Source organism: Endozoicomonas sp., assembly GCF_051008435.1.
Taxonomy (GTDB): domain Bacteria; phylum Pseudomonadota; class Gammaproteobacteria; order Pseudomonadales; family Endozoicomonadaceae; genus Endozoicomonas_A.
Genome location: NZ_JBPCXO010000179.1, coordinates 1 through 4,880, shown reverse-complemented (window position 1 = coordinate 4,880; position 4,880 = coordinate 1). Strand labels below are relative to the sequence as shown.

The 4,880-nt window shown below is 46.9% G+C and carries 7 protein-coding genes and 1 tRNA gene; 5 read left to right on the top strand and 3 right to left on the bottom strand.

The features are described 5' to 3' along the window. The 5 genes from ACR2PX_RS08745 to ACR2PX_RS08725 form a co-directional block, all read left to right on the top strand. Positions 1-548: RHS repeat domain-containing protein (locus ACR2PX_RS08745; RefSeq protein ID WP_433998976.1), on the top strand; the 548-nt coding region annotated here is incomplete at its 5' end. A gap of 8 nt (positions 549-556) precedes the next feature. Next, positions 557-1,600: a hypothetical protein gene (locus ACR2PX_RS08740; protein WP_433998975.1), complete on the top strand. Its 1,044-nt coding sequence runs from the start codon at positions 557-559 to the stop codon at positions 1,598-1,600. Positions 1,601-2,020: 420 nt separating this feature from the next. Next, a tRNA-Arg gene (locus tag ACR2PX_RS08735) sits at positions 2,021-2,097 on the top strand. A gap of 386 nt (positions 2,098-2,483) precedes the next feature. Further along, the gene (locus ACR2PX_RS08730; RefSeq protein WP_433998974.1) at positions 2,484-2,681 is read left to right on the top strand and encodes a hypothetical protein; all 198 of its coding nucleotides are present in this window, start codon (positions 2,484-2,486) and stop codon (positions 2,679-2,681) included. Further along, positions 2,674-3,273 (top strand): zeta toxin family protein, encoded by a 600-nt coding sequence (locus ACR2PX_RS08725; protein ID WP_433998973.1) that lies wholly within the window; start codon positions 2,674-2,676, stop codon positions 3,271-3,273. The genes ACR2PX_RS08730 and ACR2PX_RS08725 overlap by 8 nt, the downstream gene beginning before the upstream one ends. A 66-nt stretch (positions 3,274-3,339) precedes the next feature. Here ACR2PX_RS08725 and ACR2PX_RS08720 read toward each other — a convergent pair whose 3' ends face one another. The 3 genes from ACR2PX_RS08720 to ACR2PX_RS08710 are packed head-to-tail and all read right to left on the bottom strand — an operon-like array spanning position 3,340 to position 4,745. Further along, positions 3,340-3,765 carry a hypothetical protein gene (locus ACR2PX_RS08720; protein ID WP_433998972.1) on the bottom strand — a complete coding sequence of 142 codons (426 nt, stop codon included), beginning with the start codon at positions 3,763-3,765 and terminating at the stop codon, positions 3,340-3,342. Continuing rightward, the gene (locus ACR2PX_RS08715) at positions 3,756-4,634 is read right to left on the bottom strand and encodes a recombinase family protein (protein WP_433998971.1); all 879 of its coding nucleotides are present in this window, start codon (positions 4,632-4,634) and stop codon (positions 3,756-3,758) included. The genes ACR2PX_RS08720 and ACR2PX_RS08715 overlap by 10 nt, the downstream gene beginning before the upstream one ends. Next, a complete protein-coding gene (locus tag ACR2PX_RS08710) occupies positions 4,635-4,745 on the bottom strand; it encodes a hypothetical protein (protein ID WP_433998970.1) in 111 nt (36 codons plus the stop codon). It abuts the gene before it with no gap. Positions 4,746-4,880: the final 135 nt, after the last annotated feature.

Here is a 4,880-nt window from a genome sequence, read left to right as displayed (position 1 = left end):
TAGTATTGAATTGCTGTGTGACAGCAACAAACGATACCAGCCGCAGCCGCTATAAGCGGGTAGATACCGACGGCAATAACAAAACGACCATTACCCGCTACGTGGGCAATGTGGAGTTTATCACCCGGCTCAACGGCGATAAGGAGACTAAACGCTACATCAACGGAGTAGCGATTGACACCTCAACCAAAAAGTCCGGCGGTGGCACCGAAAGCAGCGCGCAACTGCTGTTCAAAGATCACCTGGGCAGCACCCACACCATCATGGACGGCAACGCCATGACCCTGTTGCAACGCCAGAGCTTTGACCCATTCGGCCAGAGAAGGAACGCCACCAACTGGCAGGACTTGCTGGACAGCCAGCTCAGCAGCTTCAACAGCAGCTACACGACCAGAGGCTTTACCGGCCACGAGCAGCTGGACGAAGTCGGCCTGATCCATATGAATGGCAGGGTGTATGACCCGAAACTGGGACGTTTCCTACAAGCTGATCCATTTATCCAGGCAGTCGGCACACTCAGAGCTTTAACCGGTATAGCTATGTGCTGAATAATCCGTTGAATGCGGTGGACCCCAGTGGTTACTTCTCCAAGTGGGTTAAGAAGAAAATAAAGAAAATAACTCGCAGTGTTATAAAAGGACTCTCAAAAGTATTTGGCCCTGAGCTTGTGAATATAGTAGGCAACTTCGTTACCGGATATTTTGGTGGGCCTGCGGGTGTTGCAGCTTGGAACTATGAATTTGCTAGAGCCATGGGAGCCAGTTCAGGCGATGCTCTAAAATCGGGTGCTATTGCAGGTGTTGCAGCTTTTGCCTTTAATGCGATAGGGGCAAAATTTAATGGCGCAGAGGGTACCTGGAATGCTACTGGCGGGGCTTCACATATAGCTGCGCACGCAATGACTGGAGGAGTGATTTCAGAGTTACAAGGTGGTAAGTTTGGCCATGGCTTCATCTCTGCGGGCTTTACCAAGTTTGCTACGAGTAACATGAATGTTATACAGGGTAAATCAGCGGCATCTGTTGCTGGACGAACGACAGTTGCAGCACTTATTGGAGGAACCGCTTCAAAACTGACCGGCGGCAAGTTTGCCAATGGAGCCCAGACAGCGGCTATGGCTCATTTGTTTAATGCAGAGGGAGTCAGTAGATTAGAATTAAGAAATCGGCCTGTTAGCTCAATAACAAAGGATATTGATAGGGGGGTATATGATGGAGTCAAATCTGTTTTTGAGGGGGTTGGAAGAGCTTTTAGGTATGTTGGCAGGTCGATAGGTTTATACGGTGATGCTGAGTTCGATAATGCCAACATGGAAGGACATGTAATGGATACAGCAATTTCTAAAGCAGTTTCTTTTGCTGTTGATAACCCTAGTGCTGCTGCTCAGGGTTCAGCTGATGCTGGTAGAGCTGTTTACAACCTAGCTAAATCTTCAGCCAATGCTTATACAGTGTCCAGAACAGCTTCTAGAGTAGTGACGGGAGTATTGTTGGCTCCACTGGGAGGGCTAGCAACAGTTGGAGACGTTACATATGGAATTGAGCAAGGACGCGTGACTTTTGAAGAGCAAGTTGAGCATGTTTTTTATGGTAATCAGTAAATATAAACATTATTTGGTCATAGCTATTTCAATTTTACTTGGTTTTGGGTTATCCATACTCTCAACCTTTAATTTGGAATTTATATTGATTTTCTACTCCCTGATATCATTAGTTATATTAATGTTTTCTGGGGTACCTATGAAAAATAGTTCTATAAGCTATCGCTATTTATTTGCTTTCTTTTGTGTATCAAATCTAGTAGCTTGGCTTTCAACGTTAGTTCAATGGAAAGTGTAATCACTGGAAATAAGTTGAATCGCTCGTACGTTTTGAGGCTGGTTGCAAAACTGTTAAGCAGCCTCGTACGTGCGGGAATCTTCACAGCCTACTGTGACAGAATAAATGTCGATTCTAACAGTTTTATCAGAAAAATTTGCTGTAGGTTCCCCGCCCACCGCCAGAATTGAAAAAAGAACAACGCACTCGTAGCTCAGCTGGATAGAGTACTCGGCTACGAACCGAGCGGTCGAAGGTTCGAATCCTTCCGAGTGCGCCATATTCAAAAAGCCCTATTTTTATAGGGCTTTTTGTCGTTCTGGGGGTTGGTTTTCTGCTCTGCCTATCTCGCCTTTTATTGTTCTTTGGTCGTTTAATTTCCGCACTGGCAAAAACCGTAAAAAAGCCCATTTTTGGCTATTTTTGGGCCTTTTTCTCTTTCTCTTCTCTTAAATCCGCACTTTTCAAAATTCTTGTGCGTACTTTGATTTCCCTTTTAAAAACAGTTGTTTATAAGCGGTTTAGGGGTGTTTGAACGGGTGTTGGGTTTGCACTTTACTAGCGATATGTGCGGGGAACGGTCAGCGAAGTTTTTGATTAAAAATTAGGTGTGGAATAGTATACTGCTGTCAAGCTTAAACTTGATTGGGATACAAAGGAGTGACCATGAAAAACATCAATGATTTGTCTATCGATGAGCTTCAGTCTATCGCCAAAAAAGCAGGTCAGGAGGCAAAGCAAGAGTCTCTTGATGCGGGGTTGGAAGTATGGGGTAAGGATGAAGAAGGTCAGCTGGTTTCTGAAAAGAAAGATGAGCACGGAAAAATAATAAGAAACGTTAAGAAAGAAAATAATCATGGATGATAAGCCACAACTCATTTTAATCGCAGGTCCCAATGGATCGGGTAAAAGTACAATTACAAATCAGCTGATGAGTCAAGGCCTTGACTTTGGAATCTATATCAACCCTGATGAGATTGCGGCCCGCCTTACTGGTGATGATATCAACAAGGCCAAGCAGGCTCAGGCTATAGCTGAAAAACAGAGGCATAGTCTACTGCAAAAAGGTGTATCTCATTCCTTTGAGTCTGTAATGTCTCACCCAAGTAAAGTCGAGTACATGGTAACCGCAAAGGCAAAAGGGTTTCATGTCACTCTGGTGTTTGTGGGTATTGATGATCCGGCCATTAATGTTCAGAGGGTTCAGAACAGAGTTAAGAAAGGTGGCCATGCTGTTCCAATCGACAAAATCATACAACGCTACAAGAGAACGATGGAACTCCTGTTTGATGCCACTCAGGTAGCAGATGACGTAATGATTTTTGATAATACCGATATGGATAATAGTATGCGGCTGGTTGCCAAGTTAAGGAATGGTGACTTAATAAACTATGAAAAGGGTGTTCCATGGCTCCAAAAGCACTTCGTGAAGAAGTTTGAAAAGCAGAAATGGTGATCAAGCAATGAACTACAGAAGTAGTGCTCAAATATTCTACTTCTGTATCTCCTTCATAAATTACAATCAATCCTCCGGTATCCCCAAAGCTTTCTTTTGTTCTGACCACAGGAGCAGGAAAGGCTTCATAAAATCAGCCAGCACTAAACCTCCCAGACTGCGACCATCAATAATGGCTTCCTGGATCTCTGGTGACAGGGTGGTCAGGCGGAGGATTTTTGACGCGTAGCTGACACTGGTAATCCCTTCCTTCTGGGCCAGCACTTTCAGATGCTGTTCTTTCCCTGTTTCCAATGCCTTCAACCATCGATGCGCTCTGACCAGAGCATTCCTCAAAGCCGGATCGACCTCTTCCAGCACCGGACGACCATCGGGAGTGGTGATCTGGGTCTTGCCTTTGCGGCTGATGAACTTGATGGGGATATGCACCAGAATGCAGTTCTCGTCTTCGAGGTAGGTTCGGGTGGCTTTGCCGGTTACTTTTATGGCCATGTCACTTCTCCTTGTAGCTCTTCATGTAGCTCTTCATGTAGCTCTTCATGTAGCTCAGTGGTGATGGTGGGAATCCCTTCCTGGTGGAAGCGGATACTGATGCCCTGCTGGTGGACGTCTACACGACTGACCAGCAGTTTCATCAAACGGCGCTGCTCTTCGGGGAACAGCAGGTTCCAGATATCCGACAGATCATTCAGGGCTTCCCTAACCTGATCTTTATTGAAAGCGTCCTGATCCGTCAGCATCTGCCAAGTAGTGAAAATGATCACCGGCTGCTTGAGTAAATCCCGGAGATGCTCCACCACCAGAAACTCAATCTCTTTCGCAGGTACGGTAGGCAAGGGTGAGTGTTTGTGGCCGTGCTTCCGGGCCATGCTGCTGACGTAGTAGCGGTGCAGTTTGCCCTTGCTGCGGGTGGCTGTGGGTATCAGGGCTTCCTGCTCCGGGCCGAACAGAAAACCCCGCAGAAAGGAACGTGTGTTGCGGTGTCGGCTGTCTGTCTGCCGGTTCGAACTGTTGCCTTGAATAATGGTTTGGGCTTGCTCCCAGATCTCCGATTTGATGAGGGCTTTGTGCTCACCGGGATACCATTCTCCCTTGTGCCCGATCTCACCCATATAAAGTCGGCTCTTAAGCAGCTTGTAGATGGCGGTGCGGGTGAACTTCTTGCTACCGGCAACTTGACCACCTTTGCGCGGCAGTCGTTTGGTTCTGAAGCCCATGTCGTTCATCCGCTCGGCGGTTTCAATCTGGGATCGGGTTTCAATAAAGGTCTTGAAGATCTCCCGGATAATAACCGCTTCCCCTTCATTGGGGATCAGCTTGCGATCCACCACGTCATAGCCCAGCGGTGGCGTACCACCCATCTACTTGCCTTTCTTCTTGGAGAGTAGAAACTTGTCCCGAATCCGCTCGCCGGTGACTTCCCTTTCGAACTGGGCAAACGACAGTAGAATATTGAGCGTCAACCGTCCCATGCTGCTGGTAGTATTGAATTGCTGTGTGACAGCAACAAACGATACCAGCCGCAGCCGCTATAAGCGGGTAGATACCGACGGCAATAACAAAACGACCATTACCCGCTACGTGGGCAATGTGGAGTTTATCACCCG

Coding starts and splice junctions, on each gene's coding strand:
- ACR2PX_RS08715 (WP_433998971.1), bottom strand. CDS start 4,634: ATGGGTGGTACGCCACCGCTGGGCTATGACGTGGTGGATCGCAAGCTG.
- ACR2PX_RS08725 (WP_433998973.1), top strand. CDS start 2,674: ATGGATGATAAGCCACAACTCATTTTAATCGCAGGTCCCAATGGATCG.
- ACR2PX_RS08730 (WP_433998974.1), top strand. CDS start 2,484: ATGAAAAACATCAATGATTTGTCTATCGATGAGCTTCAGTCTATCGCC.
- ACR2PX_RS08710 (WP_433998970.1), bottom strand. CDS start 4,745: ATGGGACGGTTGACGCTCAATATTCTACTGTCGTTTGCCCAGTTCGAA.
- ACR2PX_RS08720 (WP_433998972.1), bottom strand. CDS start 3,765: ATGGCCATAAAAGTAACCGGCAAAGCCACCCGAACCTACCTCGAAGAC.